At 70.6% G+C, this 18,744-nt stretch carries 18 protein-coding genes and 1 tRNA gene; 12 read left to right on the top strand and 7 right to left on the bottom strand.

Translation table 11 applies throughout. The features are described 5' to 3' along the window. Positions 1–158: 158 nt before the first annotated feature. From K7957_RS10045 to nusG, 5 genes are all read left to right on the top strand, one after another. Positions 159–2,492, top strand: coding sequence for a putative bifunctional diguanylate cyclase/phosphodiesterase (locus K7957_RS10045; protein WP_223012235.1), 2,334 nt, complete (start codon positions 159–161; stop codon positions 2,490–2,492). Between the two features lie 61 nt (positions 2,493–2,553). Next, positions 2,554–2,629, top strand: a tRNA-Trp gene (locus K7957_RS10040). A 105-nt stretch (positions 2,630–2,734) separates the two neighbouring features. Beyond that, the gene (locus tag K7957_RS10035) at positions 2,735–2,977 is read left to right on the top strand and encodes a hypothetical protein (protein ID WP_223011870.1); all 243 of its coding nucleotides are present in this window, start codon (positions 2,735–2,737) and stop codon (positions 2,975–2,977) included. A 279-nt stretch (positions 2,978–3,256) separates the two neighbouring features. After that, complete coding sequence (gene secE / locus K7957_RS10030; RefSeq protein WP_223011869.1) at positions 3,257–3,454, top strand: preprotein translocase subunit SecE; 198 nt, start codon at positions 3,257–3,259, stop codon at positions 3,452–3,454. A 17-nt stretch (positions 3,455–3,471) separates the two neighbouring features. Beyond that, positions 3,472–4,008, top strand: a complete 537-nt coding sequence (nusG, locus tag K7957_RS10025; protein ID WP_223011868.1) for a transcription termination/antitermination protein NusG — start codon at positions 3,472–3,474, stop codon at positions 4,006–4,008. A gap of 48 nt (positions 4,009–4,056) precedes the next feature. On the opposite strand, the gene K7957_RS10020 is transcribed toward nusG, so the two are convergent. Further along, a complete protein-coding gene (locus K7957_RS10020) occupies positions 4,057–5,094 on the bottom strand; it encodes an AraC family transcriptional regulator (protein WP_343228392.1) in 1,038 nt (345 codons plus the stop codon). 259 nt (positions 5,095–5,353) lie between these two features. On the opposite strand from K7957_RS10020, the gene rplK reads away from it, so the two are divergent. The 3 genes from rplK (at position 5,354) to K7957_RS10005 (ending at position 7,802) form a co-directional block, all read left to right on the top strand. After that, entirely contained in the window at positions 5,354–5,785 is a 432-nt protein-coding gene (rplK, locus tag K7957_RS10015) for a 50S ribosomal protein L11 (RefSeq protein ID WP_223011866.1), read from the top strand. Positions 5,786–5,789: 4 nt separating this feature from the next. Further along, complete coding sequence (rplA, locus tag K7957_RS10010; RefSeq protein WP_223011865.1) at positions 5,790–6,482, top strand: 50S ribosomal protein L1; 693 nt, start codon at positions 5,790–5,792, stop codon at positions 6,480–6,482. A 150-nt stretch (positions 6,483–6,632) separates the two neighbouring features. Continuing rightward, positions 6,633–7,802, top strand: a complete 1,170-nt coding sequence (locus K7957_RS10005; protein ID WP_223011864.1) for an alpha-hydroxy-acid oxidizing protein — start codon at positions 6,633–6,635, stop codon at positions 7,800–7,802. 33 nt (positions 7,803–7,835) lie between these two features. Here K7957_RS10005 and K7957_RS10000 read toward each other — a convergent pair whose 3' ends face one another. The 4 genes from K7957_RS10000 to K7957_RS09985 form a co-directional block, all read right to left on the bottom strand. Continuing rightward, complete coding sequence (locus K7957_RS10000) at positions 7,836–8,579, bottom strand: Crp/Fnr family transcriptional regulator (RefSeq protein WP_223011863.1); 744 nt, start codon at positions 8,577–8,579, stop codon at positions 7,836–7,838. Further along, positions 8,576–8,953 carry a response regulator gene (locus tag K7957_RS09995; RefSeq protein WP_223011862.1) on the bottom strand — a complete coding sequence of 126 codons (378 nt, stop codon included), beginning with the start codon at positions 8,951–8,953 and terminating at the stop codon, positions 8,576–8,578. The genes K7957_RS10000 and K7957_RS09995 overlap by 4 nt, the downstream gene beginning before the upstream one ends. A gap of 2 nt (positions 8,954–8,955) precedes the next feature. Beyond that, positions 8,956–10,512 carry a GAF domain-containing protein gene (locus tag K7957_RS09990; RefSeq protein ID WP_223011861.1) on the bottom strand — a complete coding sequence of 519 codons (1,557 nt, stop codon included), beginning with the start codon at positions 10,510–10,512 and terminating at the stop codon, positions 8,956–8,958. Between the two features lie 134 nt (positions 10,513–10,646). After that, entirely contained in the window at positions 10,647–12,734 is a 2,088-nt protein-coding gene (locus tag K7957_RS09985; RefSeq protein WP_223012234.1) for a S9 family peptidase, read from the bottom strand. A 468-nt stretch (positions 12,735–13,202) separates the two neighbouring features. Here K7957_RS09985 and K7957_RS09980 point away from each other — a divergent pair, with 468 nt between their 5' ends. Continuing rightward, positions 13,203–14,753, top strand: coding sequence for a spinster family MFS transporter (locus K7957_RS09980; RefSeq protein WP_223011860.1), 1,551 nt, complete (start codon positions 13,203–13,205; stop codon positions 14,751–14,753). A gap of 178 nt (positions 14,754–14,931) precedes the next feature. Here K7957_RS09980 and K7957_RS09975 read toward each other — a convergent pair whose 3' ends face one another. Together K7957_RS09975 and K7957_RS09970 are read right to left on the bottom strand one after the other, a co-directional pair. Further along, complete coding sequence (locus K7957_RS09975) at positions 14,932–15,474, bottom strand: superoxide dismutase family protein (protein WP_246616952.1); 543 nt, start codon at positions 15,472–15,474, stop codon at positions 14,932–14,934. 89 nt (positions 15,475–15,563) lie between these two features. Then, entirely contained in the window at positions 15,564–16,433 is an 870-nt protein-coding gene (locus K7957_RS09970) for a CDP-alcohol phosphatidyltransferase family protein (protein WP_223011859.1), read from the bottom strand. 129 nt (positions 16,434–16,562) lie between these two features. Between K7957_RS09970 and K7957_RS09965 the strand changes: the two genes are divergently transcribed. The 3 genes from K7957_RS09965 (at position 16,563) to K7957_RS09955 (ending at position 18,691) form a co-directional block, all read left to right on the top strand. After that, positions 16,563–17,669, top strand: a complete 1,107-nt coding sequence (locus K7957_RS09965) for an inositol-3-phosphate synthase (protein WP_132908946.1) — start codon at positions 16,563–16,565, stop codon at positions 17,667–17,669. A 10-nt stretch (positions 17,670–17,679) separates the two neighbouring features. Next, positions 17,680–18,402: a phosphocholine cytidylyltransferase family protein gene (locus tag K7957_RS09960; RefSeq protein ID WP_223011858.1), complete on the top strand. Its 723-nt coding sequence runs from the start codon at positions 17,680–17,682 to the stop codon at positions 18,400–18,402. 85 nt (positions 18,403–18,487) lie between these two features. Next, positions 18,488–18,691 carry a hypothetical protein gene (locus tag K7957_RS09955; protein ID WP_223011857.1) on the top strand — a complete coding sequence of 68 codons (204 nt, stop codon included), beginning with the start codon at positions 18,488–18,490 and terminating at the stop codon, positions 18,689–18,691. Positions 18,692–18,744: the final 53 nt, after the last annotated feature.

Here is an 18,744-nt window from a genome sequence, read left to right as displayed (position 1 = left end):
TCGCGAGCAGCAACCTGAGTTCGGCGGGCAAGTGCTTGACCGCCCGTGCCTTGTTCCCGGCAATCCGGTGCCGATGCGCTGGCATGATCTTGCCGGCAGCAACGCTTCGTCAACGACGATGTGGCTAAGGCTCGGACGTGACCCGCGATCCCTCCCCCATGCCGGCCTCCGTGCCGATCCGCGCGCGCCTCGGCCTGCGTCGTCGCGCCGAGCGCACCGCCGGCCGCCGCGACGTGGCGGCGGAGCGCGCGGCCGCGCGGCGACTCGCGCCCGCGCTGCTCGCCGCGCACCTGCTCGGCGCGGGCGCGGCGACGGCGCTGCTGCGCCACGCGGTGGCGCTGCCCTGGTTGATCGGCTGGGCCGCGATGGTAGCGGTATCGGCGGCGGCGCTCACCCGCCTGCTCGTCGCACGCGCCGAGCCCGATACGCCCTTGCCGCTCGTCGCCGCGAGCGCCGCCGCTGCCGCGCTGGCGCTCGCCTGGGCCGTGGTCCCGCTGCACCTCGCCGCCGCGAGCGATCCGGCCGCGACGCACGCGCTCGACCTCCTGCTCGCCACCGTCATGACCGCCACCGCGCTGACCCTCGCGACGCTGCCGGGCGCGGCGTTGGTCTTCGTCGCCGTGACCGCCGCCGCGACGGCCGCGCCGTTCGCGCTCGCCGGCCGCCCCGTCGCGGCGACGATCGTCGTCGCGCTCGCGCTGCTGCTCGCTGCCCTGGTGCGCTCGCGCGCGCACGCGGTGGCGCGGATCGGGGCGGCGGAGAGCGCGCTGCGCGAGCGCGAGGCGACGGTGCAGCTCCTGCTGCGCGACTTTGAGGAGAGCGCGGACTGGCTCTGGCAGACCGACGCCGCGCGCCGGATCGTCGGTGCGGGCGAGCGGTTCGCACGCGCCTGCGGTGTCGCCGCGGCGGAGCTCGAGGGCACGCCGCTGCTCCAACTGCTCGCCGGCGCCGACTGGGAAGGAGCGGCCGTCTCCGAAGAACTGCGCCTGATCGCGGACAAGATGACACGGCGCGAGCCGTTCAGCGATGTCGCGCTGCCGGTGACGGTGCGCGGGGAAACGCGCTGGTGGCAGATCGCCGCGGCGCCGCGGCTCGACCCGACGGGTCGCTTCGCGGGCTTTCGCGGCGTGGTGTCGGACATAACCGAGCAGCGCGCCTCCTCCGAGCGGATCAATCGTATGGCGCGCTTCGACGCGCTCACCGGCCTCCCCAACCGGCTCTCCGTCAACGAGGAGCTCACCCGCGCGCTGAGCGAGGCGGAGCGCTGGCGCGCGCGCTGCGCCTTCATGATGATCGATCTCGACCGCTTCAAGGCGGTCAACGACACGCTGGGTCACCCCGTCGGCGACCGCCTGCTGCGCCGTGTGTCGGAGCGGCTCGCCGAGCTGGTGACCGCGAACGAGCTGATCGGCCGGCTCGGCGGCGACGAGTTCGCGGTGGTGGTACGCGACGCGAGCGACCCCGCTCGGGTCGAGCGGCTGGCGCACACCATCATCGAGACGCTGTCGCGCCCCTATGAGGTGGACCAGCACACGCTCTACATCGGCGCCTCGGTCGGCGTCGCCACCGGGCCGCGTGACGGACGCACTGCCGAGACGCTGATCCGCTCGGCCGACCTCGCGCTGTACCGCTCGAAGGACCGTGGCGGCGGCGTCTACCACGCCTACGTGCCGCAACTGCATCTCGAGGCGGAGGAGCGTCGCGTGATCGAGCTGGCGCTGCGCCGCGCGCTCGACAACGAGGAGCTCCACCTCGCCTATCAACCGGTGGTCGACTCGCGCAGCGGCGCGGTGCGCGGGTTCGAGGCGCTGCTGCGCTGGAGCCATCCCGAGCTGGGCGATATCCCGCCGGCCAAGTTCGTGCCGATCGCCGAGGAAGCGCGGCTGATCGCGCCGATCGGCGAGTGGGTGCTGCGCACCGCCTGCGCCGAGGCGGCGGGCTGGCCCGACGACGTGCGCGTCGCGGTCAACGTCTCGCCCGAGCAGCTCCACAACCCGCAGTTCGTGGGGGTGATCACCGACACGCTGGCGCGCACCGGCCTGCCCGCACGCCGGCTCGAGCTGGAGGTGACCGAGAGCGTGTTCCTGCGCGAGGGCACCGGCGCGGTGAAGCTGCTCAAGCAGATCCTCGACCTGGGCGTCGGGCTCAGCCTCGACGATTTCGGCACCGGCTATTCCTCGCTCGGCTATCTGAGCGCCACCCGCTTCTCCTCGATCAAGATCGACCGCAGCTTCGTCCAGGCGGCGTCGCGCGGCACGCTCGAGGCGATCGCGATCATTCGCGCCGTCGTCGCGATGGCGCAGAGCATGGGCATGACCACCACCGCCGAGGGAGTCGAGACCGAGGCCGAGCTGCGGCTCGCCCAGGAGCTCGGCTGCGGCAGTATCCAGGGCTTCTATTTCGGTCACCCGCTCCCCGTGGCCGAGGCGCGCGCGCTGGCGATCGCGGTGCGCCGCCCCGACGCGCCACCCGCCGCGACCCGCGCCGCATAAGCCCGCGGGCATGCTCGCCCCTTGACGAACGCGCGCGCGGCGTCCAACAGCGCCCCGGCACAGGAGTGTAGCTCAGTTGGTAGAGCATCGGTCTCCAAAACCGAGGGCCGTGGGTTCGAGTCCCTCCACTCCTGCCAACCCAGATCGGTGGTGACGGATAGATTATCCGGCCTCGTGTTCTCAGGTCGCGGCGTGATCGCCCTATACCTCTCAGGCACGTCAATCACCAAGGGAGTATCCTCATGCGTTCTGTTCTCGCCGGCGCCGCCGCGCTGAGCCTCGTCGCCGCGCCGGCGCTTGCCGCCACGACGAACAATCCCGCTGCCAGCCTGTCGGTCGCCGGCGCGCGCGCAGCGACCGCCACCGCGAAGGACAGCCAGATCGCCGGCGGCGCCATCATCGGTGCGATCATCGCTGCGGGCATCGCCGCCATCGGTGTGATCGCGATCGTCAACGACAACGACGACGATTCGGACAGCAACTGATCGGAACCGGTCGCCTCGGCGATCGCCGTCGGGAGCGACGAACGTAGGAGGGGGGGCCGGCGTGTGGGAGCCGGCCCCTTCTTCGTCATGGCGGCGCGGCAGTCACGCGGACAAACCCGCCGCCACGCTTGCGTTTTCACCGCGGCCAACTTATGTCCCCTCGCACTTCCGACAGTACGGACGGTTCATCATCGCTCTCCCCATCCGCGGGGAAGCGATAGCGGGCCCATGCCGGTGACTGGCGGGACATTTTTCACGGCTCAACAAGGGCTCAGTATCGTGGCGAAGACGACCCCGCTCGAGTTCATCCGACAGGTCCGCACCGAGACCGCCAAGATCGTCTGGCCGTCCGGCCGCGAGACGGTCATGACGGGGGTGATGGTCGTCGTGATGACCACGGTGTTGGCGCTGTTCTTCCTAGCGGTGGATTCGTTCTTCAACGCCGTGGTCAAGGCGCTGCTGAGCCTGGCGAAGTAAGGACGGGAAGCACGACGATGGCGCGCTGGTACATCATCCACGCCTATTCCGGGTTCGAGGGCAAGGTCCGCGACTCGATCATGGCCGAGGCGACCCGCATGGGGCTCGAACAGCTGGTCGAGCAGATCGAGGTGCCGACCGAGACGATCACCGAGGCGCGCCGCGGCAAGAAGATCGCGGTCGAGCGCAAGTTCATGCCGGGCTATGTGCTGGCCAAGCTGAACATGAACGACGACGTCTACCACCTCGTCAAGAACACGCCCAAGGTGACCGGCTTCCTCGGCTCCTCGGGCAAGCCGCAGGCGATCTCGGAAGCCGAGGCGGCGCGCATGCTCAACTCCAAGGAGGAGGCGGCGGTCGCACCCAAGACCAAGGTCAAGGTGGACTACGAGATCGGCGATGCGGTCAAGGTCCTGGAGGGTCCGTTCGCGAGCTTCAACGGCACCGTCGAGGAGCTCGACTTCGACAAGTCGAAGGTCAAGGTCTCCGTCAGCATCTTCGGCCGCGCCACGCCGGTCGAGCTCGACTTCGAGCAGGTAGAGCGCAGCAAGTAGGCGAGAGGCTCCCGCTCGGGCGGGAGGCCTCGACGATGACCGTGAGCGCTATCGATGCCGGGCCGCCCCCCGCGTATCAGCGGGCGCGGCCACATCGCGCGGCAGCAGATCCATACCGATCGGCATATCTGCCAGCGACGTGGATGGCTGCCCGTCCGCGAGCCACGGCGCGGGCGCGTGGGGCGCCAGGTCGGCGCGCTTGCGCTGCTGGCGCACCTCCAGCCCCGGCGTGAGCAGCGGCGTCGGCGTCCGGCGGAACTGCGCCGGGGTCATGCCGACGAACTCGCGGAACTCACGGTTGAGATGTGAGGCGTCGTAGAAGCGCAGCTCGGCGAGTTCGTCCGCGCTGGGCACCGCGAGCCCGCGCATCACTGCCGCCATGTCGAGGAAGCGGCTGCGGCGCATCACCGTCTTGGGCAGGTGACCGAAATGCTGGCGCACCGCGCGATCCAGACGTCGCCCCGAGATGCCGAACTCCGCCGCTACCTCGGTGACGGGGCGGGTCGGGTCCACCCGCGCGATCCGCTCGAAGCGTGCGCTGACCATGTCAGGCGCCGCCGCCCGAACGACGAGATGCTCGCGCACCACCTGGTGGAGCCGAGCGAAGGTCTGTTCGTGATCGAGCACGTCATCGCACGCCCAGCGCAGCGCCTCATTCCATCGCCCCGGCGCGATCGGCGCCAGGCGATCGGCCAGCGCATCGGCGGGGGTGTCGCTGAAGCCGAACCAGCCGCCCGGCCGGATCGCGAATCCGGCGGCGACGACCGGACCGACACAGCGCACCGGGAAACGGCGCTGCTGTGCGCCGAACAGCATCGGCCCCTCATAGTCCTGCCACGCGCCCTCGATCATCGTCGACCACTGACCGATCACCGGCACGCGGATGTAAGCTGTTTCATGCAATAGGAAATCTTCGAGCACCGCGTCATCGGGCCGATCGAAGATGGTGACGAAGAAGCGCGCGACGAAGGGCGCGAGATCGGCTGGCGGCGTGCGACTCAGCGACAGCGGGGCACCGTCCCGGGAAGTTCCTGTACGTGGGATGAAGCCGCCCATGATTTCGCGATTACGACTTGCCGCTCCCACGAGCAATAATCCTGCTTATACAACTCGCCGCGCCCGACCCTAAATTACGTACAATTCGCTGAAATTTTCGGCGGGCTCGAGGCGGGAGGGCCAGGAGTGCCAGCTTGCCAAAGGAGCCGGCTTCGGCTACGCGCGCCGGCTTCCACCGCATCACACGATGGAACGCCGCGGGAGGGCGAGGCCACGGCCCCGCCCGGACGAACCGCTAGACTTGAACCGGGCGCTCCCCTCGGGCGCGACCAGTAACAGAGTGAGACGAATGGCAAAGAAGATCACAGGCTATATCAAGCTGCAGGTGCCCGCGGGCGCCGCCAACCCGTCGCCGCCGATCGGCCCGGCGCTGGGTCAGCGCGGCGTCAACATCATGGAATTCTGCAAGGCGTTCAACGCGCAGACCGCTGACATGGAGAAGGGCTCGCCGCTGCCCACCGTGATCACCGTCTACGCCGATCGCAGCTTCTCGTTCATCACGAAGACGCCGCCGGCGACTTTCCTGATCAAGAAGGCCGCCAACCTGAAGTCGGGCTCGAAGGAGCCGGGCAAGGTGTCGGCGGGCAAGATCACCCGCTCGGCGCTCGCCGAGGTCGCGCAGGCGAAGATGAAGGACCTGAACGCGAACGATCTCGAGGCGGCGACCCGCATCATCGAAGGCTCGGCCCGCGCGATGGGCCTCGAAGTGGTGGAGGGCTGAGGCCGTGACGAAGGTGAGCAAGAAGCAGAAGGCCTGGACGATCGACCGTGAGAAGCTGCACGGCGTCGACGAGGCGATCGCGCTGGCGAAGCAGAACGCGTCGTCCAAGTTCGACGAGACGATCGAGATCGCGCTGAACCTCGGCGTCGACCCCCGCCACGCCGACCAGATGGTCCGCGGCGTCGTCACGCTCCCCGCCGGCACCGGCAAGACCGTCCGCGTGGGCGTGTTCGCGCGCGGCGCCAAGGCCGACGAGGCGCGCGCCGCGGGTGCGGACGTGGTCGGGGCTGAGGACCTGATGGAGACGGTGCAGGGCGGCACGATCGACTTCGATCGCTGCATCGCGACCCCGGACATGATGGGCGTGGTCGGCCGACTGGGTAAGGTGCTCGGCCCGAAGGGCCTGATGCCGAACCCCAAACTCGGCACCGTGACGATGAACGTGGCCGAAGCGGTGAAGGCCGCCAAGGGTGGTCAGGTCGAGTATCGCGTCGAGAAGGCCGGCATCATTCACTCGGGCATCGGCAAGGCGAGCTTCGGCGCCGAGGACCTGCGCCGCAACTTCGACGCGCTGGTCGACGCGGTAGTCAGGGCCAAGCCGTCGGGGGCCAAGGGCAAGTACGTCAAGAAGATCGCCGTCAGCTCGACGATGGGCCCGGGGATCAAGGTCGACGTCGCCGAGGTCGCGGGCGCCTGACGCCCCCGCCCCGGCTCGCCGGGGTCTCGAGCAACGAACAGCGAAGGGCCGGGAGTGATCCCGGCCCTTCGTGCGTCCGCGCCCCGCCGCAGCGGCGTGGAACCGCTTCCCGAATTCGCGTACGTCCGGGCGGATACAGGGAGAGTGGGGATGGCGCAGTTCGGCGACTATCAGCTGGCGATCTATCTCGCCGGGCTGGAGGGGAGCGTGCCGGAATGGCCGGTCGACTTCGCCACGCTCGAGCAGCGCGCCGAGGCGGCGATGCCGCCCTCGCTGCTCACCTACGTCCAGGGCGGATGCGGCGACGAGCTGACGCAGCGCCGTAACGCCAGCGCCTTCGCGCACTGGGGCATGGTACCGCGCATGATGGTCGACAGCGCGCGGCGCGACCTCTCCGCCGATTTGTTCGGCACGCGGCTCGCCTCCCCGCTCTTCATGGCGCCGATCGGCGTCACCGGCCTGTGCACGCCCGACTCGCACGGCGACCTCGCCGCCGCCCAGGCCGCGCGCGAGACCGGCGTGCCGCTGTGCGCCTCGACGCTCGCCAACGATCGGCTGGAGGACGTGATCGCCGCCGGCAGCGACGCGCCCGCGCTGTTCCAGCTCTATACGCCGCGCGATCGCGACCTCGCCGCCAGCCTGGTGAGCCGCGCCGAGGCCGCGGGCTACCGCGCGATCGTGGTGACGCTCGACACCTGGGTGACCGGCTGGCGGCCGCGCGACCTCAACACCGCCAACTTCCCGCAGCTGCGCGGCCATGTCCTCGCCAATTACTTCAGCGACCCGGTGTTCCGCCGCCTGCTCGCGCGGCCGCCGGAGGAGGACCGCCGCGCCGCGGTGATGACCTGGGCGGCGACCTTCGGGCAGGTGCTGACCTGGGATGACCTCCCGTGGCTGCGCTCGCTCACCTCGCTACCGATCGTGCTGAAAGGCCTGTGCCATCCCGACGATGCCTGCCGCGCGATCGACGGTGGCGCAGACGCGGTCTACGTCTCCAACCATGGCGGACGCCAGGCCAACGGCGGGATCGCCGCGATCGACCTGCTCTCCGACGTGGCGGCGGCGGTAGCGGGGCGTGTGCCGGTCTGGTTCGACGGCGGGGTGCGCAGCGGCACCGACATCGTCAAGGCGGTGGCGCTCGGCGCCGATCTGGTCGGCGTTGGGCGGCCCTACAGCTACGGGCTCGCGCTCGGGGGCGCGGCGGGCTGCGCGCACGTGCTGAAATGCCTGCTAGCCGAGGCCGACCTGCTGATGGCGGTCAACGGCTGGCCGACGCTCACCGCGGTGCGCGAAGCTGGGGCGCGGCGGGTGGAGGATTAGATCCTCCCCGCGAACGGCGAGGATCGACTTACCTCACCGCGCGCGCGCCGGCTGCGGCCCCACGGTGGCGGACACCCGCATCGGCACGCGGCCGATCTTGCGCGCCAGACTGGGCGGGTCGAGCAACGTGACCCGACCGCCCTTCCACTGCAGGTCGTTCTCGCGCCGTGCCTGCTGCACCATGCGATTGACGTGGACCGAGGTGAGACCCAGCGCGTCCGCCAGCGTCTCCTGCGTCAGCGGCAGGTCGAAGCTGGTGCCGCGCGCCATGCCGTTGAGCGTGAGCCGCTCGTGCAGCTCGAGCAGCAGGTCGCCGATCCGCTCCTGCGCGTTGAGCCGGCCGAGCCGCGTCACCTGCGCCAGCACATAGGCCTGATCGAGCGCGTCGCCGACCGCGTAGACCGTGCCGAGCACCGAGCCGGGCGCGGCCGGCGGCGCGGCGCAGACCAGCACGTCGGTCAGCGCCACGATCGTCGCCACCGCGACCGGGCGCGGCTGCGGGCAATGGCCGATGACATCGCCGGGGAGGAGAAAGCTGAGGAACTGGCGCCGCCCGTCGGGCAGCAGCCGCACGCGCGCCGCCCAGCCGCGCAGCAGCAGCACCGGCTCGGCGATCTCGCGCCCTTCGCTCACCAGCTCGCGGCGCGCCCGGATCGTCTGCGCCTGCCCCGCGGCCGCGACGATCGTGTCGATCACCTCGGCGTCGAGCGGGGCCAGCGCGGCGAGGCGCTGCAGCGCTGGCTGACGATCGTCGATGATGGTGGCGGCGCGGATCATGGCACGTCCTCCGGTGCGAGTAATTGGTCGAGCGCGGCAAGCACCGTCGATACCGCGAATGGTTTGGCAATGCGCGGCACGTGGCGGTAGGCGTCGGGGAGTGCCCAGGCGTCGTAACCGGTGACGAACACGAAACGGATGCCGCGCGCGGCGAGCCGGTCGGCGATGGCGAGCGACGAATCGCCCTCGAGGTTGACGTCCAGCAGCGCGGCGGCGATCCCCTCGCGCTCGGCGAGCTCCAACCCGGCGGCGAGGCTGCTCACCGGGCCGACCACCACCGCCTGCTCGGCATCGAGCGCACGACGCAGGTCGGAAGCGATGAAATATTCGTCCTCCACGACCAGTATCCGTTTGCCCGCGAGTCGCCCCGGCATCGTCACGCCCCTTCCTCGTCGCCGCCCAGCGGCAACCCGATGGTGCAGCGCACGCCGCCACCGCGGAACTCGAGCCGCGTCTCGGCGCCGAGTCGATACGGTAGGGCCTCCTCGATCAGCTCGGTCCCGAACCCCTGCCGTGTCGGCTGGATCGGGACCGCGGGCACGCCCTGCTCGGTCCAACTAAGGTCAAGGCGGCGCGCCGATCTTCCATCTACATTAACATCCCAGGCGATCGAGAGCGACCCTCCCGGTGCGCGAAAGGCGCCGAATTTTAAGGCGTTGGTCGCAAGCTCGTGGATCGCGAGACCGAGCAGCTCGACCGCGTCGGCGGGCAGAGCCACGTCGGGACCGGCCATGATGAGCCCGGGCCCATCGCTGACACCGACACTCAGCAGCTCGTCGCGGATCAGGTTCTCGAGGTCGACGGTGCCGCTGGCGTTGAGCGTGGCGCTCACCTGCGTACGCGCCAGCGCGTCGAGCCGGCCGCGGAAATGGTCGGCGACGTCCTCGAGCGACTCGCTGCCCTCGACGGTGCGCGCGAACACCGATCGCACCACCGTGAGGATGTTGCGCACGCGGTGCTGCAGCTCGGCGACGAGCACGCGCTGGCGCTCCTCCAGCGAGTGCATGTCGCTGATGTCGGTGGCGGCGCCGAACCAATGCGTGATCTGGCCGGCGCCGTCGCGCACCGGCACCTGGCGGATCAGCACTGCGCGATAGCCGCCCTCGGCCTGGCGCACGCGGCACTGCACCGTGACCGGCTCGCCCGCGGCATAGGCGCGGCGGAAGGCGCGGCTCACCTTGCCCGCCTCGCTCGGGTGGATCAGCTCCATCCAGCCGCCGTTCGAGGCCTGCTCGTCGGTCTGGCCGGTGATCGCGTGCCACTGCTGGTTGGACGCGATGCGCAGCCCGGCGAGATCGACGCGCCACAGCATCGCGGGCACCAGCTCGAGCGTGAGGCGGCGCTGCTCCTCGCTGTCGCGCAATGCCATCTCGGCACGCTTGCTGTGGAGCGCCTGCACGATCGCGGGGGCGAGCTCCTCTGCCGCGGCGAGGTCCTCGTCGCGAAAGCCGCCGGGGCGATTGCCGAGCCCGACCATGCCGAGTACCGCGCCGTTCTGATGCAGCGGCACGCCGAGGAAGCTCTCCAGCGGCGGATGTCCCGCGGGGGTGCCGATCCGATCGTCGTGGGTGGCGGCGTCGTTGAAGATCAACGCCTTCCCCTCGCGCAGCACGCGCCCGTACAGGCCGTGGATGGTCAGGCCGGTAGGCACCTCGCCCTGCGGCCAGTCGCTTTTCGCCGCCTCGAAGGCGGCCCAGCCGCGCTCGCTGATCGCGATCTCGTCGAGCAGGTCGGTGGCGCGGTCGATCTCGCCCATGAAGCTGAAGGACGCGCCGGTGACGTCCTCGGCGACGCGGAGGCAGACGCGGCCGAGTGCCTCCAGCGACGGCGCCGTTAGCGCCTCATGGAAGATCCGGTTGATGCCCTCGAGCACCGCGTTCTTGCGCGCGAGCGTCGCCATCAGGCTGGTCTCGTCGCGAGGCTCCATCCTCATCGCTTTTACCCCTCGCTGGCCAACGCCTCGCGGCGAAATTGGCTCAAATCAAACACCTTAACCTATGTCCTGCGGCAGCCACCGGGACGCTGACGATGATGGTTGGGACATGCGGGAGGAGCGCAGCGGCCGCCTCAATCCGCCTTCGGCCCCGCACCCGTTGCCGCACCACGGCCGCGATAGCGGTCGAACCACGCCAGGATCGCCGCGGCCTTTGCCGCCGACTGCGACGGTCGCGACGTGAAGCCGCCGTGGCTCGCACCGGGTACCTTCACCAGCGCGGTCGGCACCTTGGCGATCTGGAGCGCGGCATAATATTGCTCCGACTCGCTCACCGGGGTGCGGTAATCCTCGCTGCCCACCACGACGAGCGTCGGCGTCGTCACGTTGCCGACGAGGCTCAGCGGCGAGCGCACCCAATAGCTCATCGGGTCCTCCCAGGGCAGCTTGCTGAACCAGTAGCGCGAGGTGAAGGTGGTGTTGTCCATCGTCAGCGCCTCGCTGATCCAGTTGATCACCGGCTTCTGCGTCGCCGCCGCCTTGAAGCGGTGCGTCTTGCCGACGATCCAGGCGGTCAGCACCCCGCCGCCCGAGCCGCCCGTGACGAACAGCTCGTCCGCGTCGGCGGTGCCGTCGGCGATCGCGGCGTCCACCGCGGCCATCAGGTCGTCGTAATCGGCGGAGGGATAGTTCTTGTCGATCAGGTTGGCGAACTCGGCGCCGTAGGAGGTCGAACCGCGCGGGTTGACCCACAGCACGGCATAGCCCGCCGCGGCGTAGAGCTGGACATCGCTGGCGAAGGTCGGACCGTAGGCCGAGTGCGGGCCGCCGTGGATCTCCAGGATCAGCGGCACACGCTGCCCCGCGGCGCGCGTCGGCGGCGTCGCGAGCCAGGCGTCGATCGCGCGGCCGTCGGGCGCGGTGACGCTCAGCTTGCGGACGGGAGCGAGCGTCTTGGCGGCGGTCATCACCGCGTTGAGCTGGGTCAGCCGGCGCGGCTTGCCGCCGGCGAGCACCCAGACGTCGGCGGGCGCGCCCGCGTCGCCGCCGGTGTAGGCGACGGTGCCGTCGCGCGCGACCGAGAAGTCGCCGCCGGTATAGGGCCGGTCGAGGCCGCTGCCCTGGAGATTGTCGGCGAGCACGCTGAGCTTGCCGTCGGTGCCGACGCGCGCGAGCTTGCGCTGGCCGCGGTCGTCATAGCTGGCATAGAGGCTGCGGCCGTCGCGTGACCATTGCACGTCCTCGACGCTGCGGTCGAGCGCGGCGGTGAGCGAGCGCGGCGAACCGCCGTCAGCGCCGCCGACGTAGAGCTGCGCGTCCTCGTAGCCGCGGCGGTGGTCGTCGAAGCCGATCCAGGCGACTTGCTGGCCGTCGGGCGAGACGCGCGCGTTGGCGTCTGGCCCCTGTCGCGTGGTCAGCGCCGTGACCGCGCCGCTGGCGAGGTCGACCGACTGGACGTCGGTGTTGAGCACCTCACGCTCGGTGTCGCCGGCGCGGATCGCGGCGAACAGGAGGCGGCGCCCGTCGGGGCTCCACGCCAGCGGGCCGTCGTCGTCGAAGCGGCCGTAGGTGAGCTGGCGCGCTGCGCCGCCGTCCGCGGCGACGACGAACACATGAGCGTAGCCGGGCTTGCGATAGCCGGGGCCGTCGTTGCGATAGGTGACGCGGTCGATCACCTCGAGCCCGGGCGCCCATTTGGACCCCTCCGGCTTCGCGGGGGGCTTGCCGAGCGTCGTGCCCTCGCCCGCGACCGTGGCGACATAGGCGAGGCGGGTGCCGTCGGGCGACCACGCGAGCGCCCCCGGATCGCCGGGCAGCGAGGTGACGCGAGCGCTGCTCCCGCTGGCGAGCCAGCGCACGAACAGCTGCGACTGGTCGCCGTCGCCCGCGACATAGGCGATCCGGGTGCCGTCGGGCGACCAGCGCGGCGAGTTGCCCGAGGTGGCGAACGGGGTCTGGCGCCCGCTGGCGACGTCGATCAGCCAGAGCGAGGAGGCCATGCGGTCGGTCATGATGTCGCCGGAGCGGCGGACGTAGACGATCGTCTTCCCGTCCGGGCTGATCTGCGGGTCGCTCGCGACCGACAGGCCGAACAGGTCGGCGCCGGTGAAGCGGCGGGTCGGCCCGTCCGCCGCGGCGGCGGCGGGCGGCTGCTGCGCGGCGGCAGGCGTGGCGAGCAGGGCGAGGCAGAGAGCGAGGCGGGAGAGCGCTGGACGCACGATGGGGACGACTCCGCGGAAGATGGGACGCGCGCGATCATGGACGAAAGTATCGGCGGCGCAATGAGGCGGGTGGGTGACGCTGGAGCCGGGAGGAGGGAGGCGCGCGCGCGATCGCGATGGCTGGCTGGGGAAACATGATGCGACAGCGTCACCTCACCTCGATGAACATCCGTTACCCCAAGCACTGCCTGTCACCCCGGCGAAGGCCGGGGTCCCAGTCGGGGGACGCTCATGACTTTCACGCCGGCCTTCCCACCTGGGCCCCGGCTTCCGCCGGGGCGACGGAAATAGGTGGGCAGCGGCATCAACGATCGCAGGCCAGTTATCGGTCTCACGGTGCATCCTAGAACGAGGCCAGGATGACACCGGGCAAGCGGGTGTCCATGCCCCACGACGGCGGCGCCCCCTTCCCTCCCGCCGCTCCTCTGTTACGCTCCGGCCAACGAGAGACATCGGGAGGGAACGGGCATGATCCCGGACGGCGACCAGCGCGCGAGCGGCTATGCGTGGTACGTGCTCGCGGTCCTGTTCGTCGTCTACATCCTCAATTTCGTCGACCGGCAGGTGATCTCGATCCTCGCCGAGGACATCAAGCGCGACCTCCACCTGCGCGACGAGGACCTGGGCTTCCTCTACGGCACCGCCTTCGGCGTCTTCTACGCTTTGTTCGGCATCCCGCTCGGCCGCCTCGCCGACAGCTGGCACCGTGTACGGCTGATGACGGTGGGGCTGGCGCTCTGGTCGACCATGACAGCGCTGTCGGGGCTGGCGAACGGGGGCGCGCAGCTCGCCGCCGCGCGCGTCGGCGTCGGCGTCGGCGAGGCGACCGCCTCGCCCTCGGCCTATTCGCTGATCTCGGACTATTTCCCGCGCAAGCTGCGTGCCACCGCGCTGTCGATCTACTCGGCGGGCATCTATGTCGGCGGGGGGTGCTCGCTGCTGGTCGGCGGGCTGGTGGTGCAGCATTGGCAGCGCGCCTTCCCGACCGACCCGCCGCTCGGGCTCGCCGGCTGGCAGGCCGCCTTCCTCGCGGTCGGGCTGCCCGGGCTGCTGCTCGCCGCGCTGGTGGCGACGCTGCGCGAGCCGGTGCGCGGCGCGGTCGAGGGGCTGCCCGCGCCCGCGCCCCATCCCGCGCCATTCCGCGCCTTCGCCAGCGAGTTGCTGACGATCCTGCCCCCGCTCACGCTGATCGCGGCGGCGCGGCGCGGAGCTGGCGCGCTGGCGGTCAACCTCGTCGCGCTGGCGGCGGTCGTCGCGGCGGTGGCGTTGCTGCACGCGATGGGCGAGCCGCTGCCGCAGTGGATCGCGGTCGGCACCGGCGTGTACGCGGTCTTCTCCTGGGCGAGCGCGCTCCGCCAGCGCGACCCGCCCACCTTCGCGCTGATCGTCGGCACCCCCGCCTTCCTGTGCGTGGTGGTGGCCTATGGGCTCAACGCTTTCCTGAGCTACGCCGCGTCCTTCTGGGCGGCGCCCTATGCGATGCGCGCGCTGGCGGTGTCGCCCGCGGAGGCGGGGCTGATCCTGGGCGGCGGCGCGGCGCTGTCGGGGTTCCTCGGCGTGACGAGCGGCGGGCTGATCGCGGACCGGCTGCGGCGGACCAACCCGTCCGGGCGGCTGGTGCCGGTGCTGTGCGGCGCGGTGCTGCCCGTGCCCTTCCTCGTGATCGGCTTCACCGCGAGCGCGCCGCTGACGCTGTACCTGTGCCTGTTCGCCTCGCAATACGTGGCGAGCTGGGGACTGGGCTCGGCCGCGGCGGCGACGCAGGACCTGGTGCTGCCGCGGATGCGCGGCACCGCGACCGCGACCTTCTTCATCGGCACGACGCTGCTCGGGCTGGCGCTCGGGCCGTATCTGGCGGGGCGGATCTCGACGCTGAGCGGCAGCCTGTCGACCGGGATGCTGGCGCTGCTGGCAGTGGTGCCGCTGGGGGTGGCCGCGGGCGTGGCGGCCTACCGGCTGGTGCCCGAGGCGGAGCGGACGCGCGAGGCCCGCGCGCGGGCGGCGGGGGAGCTGGGATGAGGCGGGGACGGCGGGTGCCTATCCTGGCCCTTTGACGCCCCCTCACGCTCAGGCGTCATCCTGAACTCGTTTCAGGATCTACTGTCCCTCGAACGCCCCAGCACCTGGGTAAGGGGCACGGTGGATCCTGAGACGAGCTCAGGATGACGCCCGTGAGAAGGGGTGAAGGTCGCCCCGCTCACCCCGCCTGGAACACGCCGCAGGCGATGCGCGCGCCCGAGTTGCCGCTGGGATCGGTCTTCAGATCGTCCTGCCCGGCGTGGATCACCATCGCGGCACCGTCGGCGTCGAGCAGCCCGGCCATGGTCGCGCCCGGGATCGTCGCACCGATCGTGCCACGGCCGTCGTTGCCGATCACGAGGTTGGGCAGATCGCCCTGATGCGGCCCCTGCGGGTTCATCGCGCCGTGCTTCATCTGGGTCGGGTTCCAGTGACCGCCCGCGCTCTCGAAGCCCGGCGGGTCGCAGCGACCGACCATATGGACGTGCGCGCCGTGCGTCCCCGGCGGCATGCCGCTGGCGTCCACGGTGAAGCGCAGCCCGCCCGCCACCTCGGTAACGGTGGCGCGGCCGACCGGCGCGCCCGTCGCGGTGGCGAGCTGCGCGGTGGCGCTCGCGCCGCCGGCCATCGGCGCCCCCGTGTCCAGATTCGCCTGGTCGTTGCACGCGGCGAGCGCCAGCGTCGCCAGCCCCACCGTCGTCATCGCCGTGATCCGTCGCATCGCTCGCTCCCTAAATCTCGCTGATCCATGTTCTTGCCGCAGGCAACCCGCGGGTCGCGCACACGGTTCCCGCGCGCCGCCGGCGCGGGTCAGCGGTGCCCGTGCGCGATCAGCTGGGTCATCCGCCGCCCGACATAGGCAGCCTGCACGACCGCGAGCACCAGCACCACGTTGAGCACCACGATCTCGATCAGGAAGAACCACAGCGGCGTCCCCGCGATCATGCTGAGCCCGAGCAGGATGGTGCGCGGGTTGGCGCCGAGCACCGCGGCGGCGGGGAGCAGCTTGCGCCCTTCCTCGCGCGCGATCTGTGCGATGCGGCGGCGCTCGGGCGGATCAGCGGCAGCGCTCGCCACCAGTGCGTTCACCACCTGCGTCGGCCCCGACATCTTGTGCCACGCCCAGAGATACAGCGCGGAGAGCCGCACGCCGATGCCGTCGCCGCCCGACTTGGCGGTCTGCAGCCACGGCACGTCATAGGCCCACCATTGATAGGTGCGGCGCTGGCTCTCGGCGAAGACCGACTGGACCGCGCGGCTCACCCCCGCGAGCACCACGATCGGCCAGGCGATCCAGCCGATGCGGTCGTCCATCGCCGCGCCGAGCAGCGTGTACATCACCGCGTGCCCGGCATAGTCGCACAGCCCGTCGACGATCTCGCCCGAGGGCGACGCGCGCCCCGACAACCGCGCCAACGCGCCGTCGGCGCCGTCCACCACGTGCCACAGGCAGTGGAGCAGGAAGCCGAGCGCGATCGCCGCGGGCGTTCCCACCCGCGCGTACAGCACCGCCGCCGCCATCACCATCAGCGCGCCGAGAATCGAGACCATATTCGGCGTCACCGGCGTCGGTACCAGCGCGCGCGCCAGCAGGTGCGCCAGCGGGTGATAGATCGTCCTGTTCAGAAGGCCTTGAAGCTCCCGCGGCTTCCCCGCCACAGCCGGTTCGGAATCGTTCACGCGTTCCTCGTGCATTTGCCCCGGCGCGCCTATACAGGCGTTCGGTCCGCTTGACAGTTGCCACGTATCTGTCACGAAGCGGCAACGTATATGTCTTCAGCTCGGCTAGGGGCCGACAAGTGGGGTAGAATGGCTTCGATCAAGGTGGCGGTCATTGGGGTTGGGAACTGCGCGAGCAGCCTCGTGCAGGGCAAATACCACTATGCCGGCAGCAACACCGCCGCCGGTCTGATCCATGAGGAGATCGGCGGCTACAAGGTCGGCGACCTCGATTTCGTCGCGGCGTTCGACGTCGACTCGCGCAAGGTCGGCCTCGACCTGGGCGAGGCGATCTTCGCCAAGCCGAATTGCACCAAGGTATTCCACGCGGACGTGCCCAAGACCGGGACGATCGTGAAGATGGGTGCCAAGCTGGACGGCGTCGCGCCGCACATGCTCACCGCCGCCAACGACCGCGGCTTCGAGATCAACGACACGCGCGACGCGGAGAAGGCGGAGATCATCGCCGAGCTCAAGCGCACCGGCGCCGAGATCCTCGTCAACTTCCTGCCGGTCGGCAGCCAGGAGGCGACGGAGTTCTACATGGAGTGCGCGCTCGAGGCGGGCCTCGGCGTGGTCAACTGCATGCCGGTGTTCATCGCCTCGCGCCCCGAGTGGGAGAAGAAGTTCGCCGACGCCGGCCTGCCGATCATCGGCGACGACGTGAAGGCGCAGGTCGGCGCGACGATCGTCCACCGCGTGCTGTCGAATCTGTTCGGCCAGCGCGGCGTGACGATCGATCACACCTACCAGCTCAACACCGGCGGCAACACCGACTTCATGAACATGCTCGACCGCAACCGGCTGGCGAGCAAGAAGGAGTCGAAGACCGAGGCGGTGCAGGCGGTGATCGCCGAGCGGCTCGCGGACGAGAACATCCACGTCGGCCCGTCGGACTACATCCCCTGGCTCGGCGACAACAAGCTGTGCTTCCTCCGGCTGGAGGGTGACCTGTTCGGCGGCGTGCCGATGAACCTCGAGCTGCGCCTGTCGGTCGAGGATTCGCCCAACTCGGCCGCGGTCGTGGTCGACGCGATCCGCTGCGTGAAGCTCGGCCTGGAGCGCGGCATCGCCGGCGCGCTCGAGGGTCCGTCGGCATTCTTCTGCAAGCACCCGCCGCAGCAGGTGACCGACGACGTGGCCGCAGCGATGACCAACGAGTTCATCCACGCCGACGCGCGCCTCGCCGCCGAGTAAGGCCCGCCCCTTGCACGCGCTCATCGTCGCGGCCGGCTATGGCAGCCGGCTGCGCGCGGTCTCTCCCTCCAAGCCGCTGACTCCCGTCAACGGCGTCCCGCTGATCGAGCGCGTGCTGCGTGCCGCGCTCGACGGCGGCGTGACCGACGTCACCGTCGTCACGGGACATGAGGGGGAGCGGCTGGAGCGTCACCTCGCTTCCGTCGCCGCCACGCTGCAGGTGCCGCTGCGCTGCGTACGCACCTCCGACTGGTCGCTCGCGAACGGCCATTCGGTGCTGACCGGCGCCGCGGCGATCGGCCCGCGCCGCCACCTGCTGATGATGGCGGACCATCTGCTCGACCCGGCGCTGATCGCGCGCGTCGCCGCAGCACCCGAAGCGGCGCTGACGCTCGGGGTCGACCGCCGCCTCGACAATCCGCTGGTGGACCTGGACGACGTCACCCGCGTGCGCACCGACGGCGACCGCATCGTCGCGATCGGCAAGCACCTCCCCGACTATGACTGCTACGACACCGGCGTGTTCGCGGTCGACGCCCGCTTCCACGCGGCGCTGCGCGACTCGATCGCGGCGGGCGGCAGCGGCTCGATCTCGGCCGGCGTCGAGGCGCTGGCCATGCGCGGCGAAGCGCAGGTGGTCGACGTGGGCGACGCCTGGTGGCTCGACGTCGACGATCCGCGCGCGCTCGATCAGGCCGAGGCGGCGCTCTCGGCGCATACCCGCGCCGCCTGACAGCAAGAAAATGTAACCTCGATCAGCGGGAACGTGACTGCCGACTGTGTCATTGCACCGGCGACTCTCTCGCACGAGGAACGCCATGGACACTGACAAGCACGGCTTCTCTTACCGCAGCTTCGCCGGTTGGCCCGCGTTGCTCGCGATCGCTCTGCTGATCGCAACGGTACTTTACCTCAACTACGGCCGCGACGCGGCGGCGACCCGGCTCAAGCCCGCCACCGGCACCGCGCGCGCGATGGCGCTGGCGGCGGAAAGCGGCGAGAAGGCGCCCGAGCGGCCATAGACGTTGCGTGCTCCTGCACGCGGGAGCCCAGGATTACAGGCGGTACGCTCGTG

The organism is Sphingomonas yunnanensis, assembly GCF_019898765.1.
Taxonomy (GTDB): domain Bacteria; phylum Pseudomonadota; class Alphaproteobacteria; order Sphingomonadales; family Sphingomonadaceae; genus Sphingomonas; species Sphingomonas yunnanensis.
Note: the sequence above shows the minus strand (reverse complement) of the source record. Positions and strands in the feature narration are given on the sequence as shown.